The organism is Pseudonocardia asaccharolytica DSM 44247 = NBRC 16224 (assembly GCF_000423625.1).
Lineage (GTDB): Bacteria > Actinomycetota > Actinomycetes > Mycobacteriales > Pseudonocardiaceae > Pseudonocardia > Pseudonocardia asaccharolytica.
This window is the reverse complement of sequence record NZ_AUII01000061.1, coordinates 1-2999: the sequence shown is the minus strand read 5'-3', so window position 1 is coordinate 2999 and position 2999 is coordinate 1. Positions and strand designations below refer to the sequence as shown.

Sequence of the window (2999 nt, the reverse complement as noted above, 5' to 3'; positions counted from 1 at the left end):
GCGGTCGTGTGGGTTCTGCCGGACCCGCGAGGTCGTGCTGTGGTGTTAGCGGAAGACTGCTGGGAAGGGTCGCCGGAGTGGGTGAGAGCCCCGTACGTGAAAACACCGCAGCCGGGCTGGATCGTGTTTCCCCGAGTAGCAGCGAGCTCGTGGAATTTGCTGTGAATCTGCCGGGACCACCCGGTAAGCCTAAATACTTCCTGATGACCGATAGCGGACGAGTACCGTGAGGGAAAGGTGAAAAGTACCCCGGGAGGGGAGTGAAACAGTACCTGAAACCGTGTGCCTACAAGCCGTCAGAGCCTGCGGGTGATGGCGTGCCTTTTGAAGAATGAGCCTGCGAGTTATGCTTCGTGGCGAGGTTAACCCGGGTGGGGGAGCCGTAGCGAAAGCGAGTCCGAACAGGGCGGTCAGTCGCGGGGTGTAGACCCGAAGCGGGGTGATCTACCCATGGCCAGGGTGAAGCGTCGGTAAGACGTCGTGGAGGCCCGAACCCACCAGGGTTGAAAACCTGGGGGATGAGCTGTGGGTAGGGGTGAAAGGCCAATCAAACTCCGTGATAGCTGGTTCTCCCCGAAATGCATTTAGGTGCAGCGTCGCGTGCTGGGTGCCGGAGGTAGAGCACTGGATGGCCTAGGGGGCCGACAAGCTTACCGAAGTCAACCAAACTCCGAATGCCGGTAGGCCGAGCGCGGCAGTGAGACGGCGGGGGATAAGCTTCGTCGTCGAGAGGGAAACAGCCCAGATCACCGGCTAAGGCCCCTAAGCGTGCGCTAAGTGGGAAAGGATGTGGGATCGCCCAGACAACCAGGAGGTTGGCTTAGAAGCAGCCATCCTTGAAAGAGTGCGTAATAGCTCACTGGTCAAGTGGTCCTGCGCCGACAATGTAGCGGGGCTCAAGCGCGCCGCCGAAGCCGTGGCACCGCCCCCTGTGCGGGGGTGGTGGGTAGGGGAGCGTCGTGCACTCGGGGAAGCCGCCGCGGGAGCGTGCGGTGGAGGGTGTGCGAGTGAGAATGCAGGCATGAGTAGCGTAAGCAGAGTGAGAATCTCTGCCGCCGAATGACCAAGGGTTCCTGGGCCAGGTTGTTCCGCCCAGGGTGAGCCGGGACCTAAGGCGAGGCCGACAGGCGTAGTCGATGGACGACGGGTGGATATTCCCGTGCCCGTGATGGTGCGCCCGTGGCGAGGCCGGTGATGCTGACCATCCGAACCCGCCGGCCGTCCTTCGGGGTGGCCGGGTGGGGGAGCGTGGGACCCGAACCGGTAGTAGCCAAGCGATGGGGTGACGCAGGAGGGTAGCCCCGCCAGTGAGTGGTGGTACTGGTGCAAGCCGGTAGCCCGACGCCCAGGTAAATCCGGGTGTCTCCCTTGGATGGGACGGGTGAGGGGTGATGCGTAGCCGAATGCGGCGAAGCAGGGTGTGCCCATGCTGCCAAGAAAAGCCTCTAGCGAGTGCCGTTGCGGCCCGTACCCGAAACCGACACAGGTGGTCAGGTAGAGGATACCGAGGCGATCGAGTGAACTGTGGTCAAGGAACTCGGCAAAATACCCCCGTAACTTCGGGAGAAGGGGGGCCGGAGGCGTTGAAGCCCCGCGCGGGCTAGGCGCAGCCGGTCGCAGAGACCAGGCCCAAGCGACTGTTTACTAAAAACACAGGTCCGTGCGAAGTCGCAAGACGAGGTATACGGACTGACGCCTGCCCGGTGCTGGAACGTTAAGAGGACCCGTTAGCCCTCCGGGGCGACGCGGAGAATTTAAGCGCCAGTAAACGGCGGTGGTAACTATAACCATCCTAAGGTAGCGAAATTCCTTGTCGGGTAAGTTCCGACCTGCACGAATGGCGTAACGACTTGGGCGCTGTCTCGACCACAGACTCGGCGAAATTGCACTACGAGTAAAGATGCTCGTTACGCGCGGCAGGACGGAAAGACCCCGGGACCTTTACTACAGCTTGGTATTGGTGCTCGGTTCGGCTTGTGTAGGATAGGTGGGAGACCGGGAAGCGGCCACGCCAGTGGCCGTGGAGTCGTTGTTGAAATACCACTCTGGTCGGATTGGGTGTCTCAACCTCGGGCCCTGAACGGGTTCAGGGACAGTGCCTGGTGGGTAGTTTAACTGGGGCGGTTGCCTCCCAAAGAGTAACGGAGGCGCCCAAAGGTTCCCTCAGCCTGGTTGGTAATCAGGTGACGAGTGTAAGTGCACAAGGGAGCTTGACTGCGAGACCGACGGGTCGAGCAGGGACGAAAGTCGGGACTAGTGATCCGGCACCACCTGGTGGAAGGGGTGTCGCTCAACGGATAAAAGGTACCCCGGGGATAACAGGCTGATCTTGCCCAAGAGTCCATATCGACGGCATGGTTTGGCACCTCGATGTCGGCTCGTCGCATCCTGGGGCTGGAGTAGGTCCCAAGGGTTGGGCTGTTCGCCCATTAAAGCGGTACGCGAGCTGGGTTTAGAACGTCGTGAGACAGTTCGGTCCCTATCCGCCGCGCGCGCAGGAGACTTGCGGAAGGCTGTCCCTAGTACGAGAGGACCGGGACGGACGAACCTCTGGTGTGCCAGTTGTCCCGCCAGGGGCACGGCTGGTTGGCTACGTTCGGAAGGGATAACCGCTGAAGGCATCTAAGCGGGAAGCTCGTTCCAAGATGAGGTCTCCCACCACCACAGCGTGGGTAAGGCCCCCCACAGACCATGGGGTTGATAGGCCGGAGATGGACGCCCCGCAAGGGGTGCAGTCGACCGGTACTAATAGGCCGAGGACTTACCCCAACCCGCTGCTCGCATCCACTGTGTGACCCTGAGCACACCACCCCGCCCCCCCGGGCCGGGAACCCACCCCCCGAACACACCAAACACACACCGAACACACCGCTAAAAGACACCGCTAATACGGTCGGTGGCGATGGCGGAGGGGAAACGCCCGGTCCCATCCCGAACCCGGAAGCTAAGCCCTCCAGCGCCGATGGTACTGCACCCGCCAGGGTGTGGGAGAGTAGGAC

2 rRNA genes are annotated in these 2999 nt (G+C 61.7%); both read left to right on the top strand.

Going from position 1 to position 2999, the window contains the following annotated elements:
* A 23S ribosomal RNA gene (locus G567_RS33770) occupies positions 1 to 2769 on the top strand; the annotation flags it as partial.
* A 123-nt stretch (positions 2770 to 2892) separates the two neighbouring features.
* Positions 2893 to 2999, top strand: a 5S ribosomal RNA gene (gene rrf / locus G567_RS0124980); the annotation flags it as partial.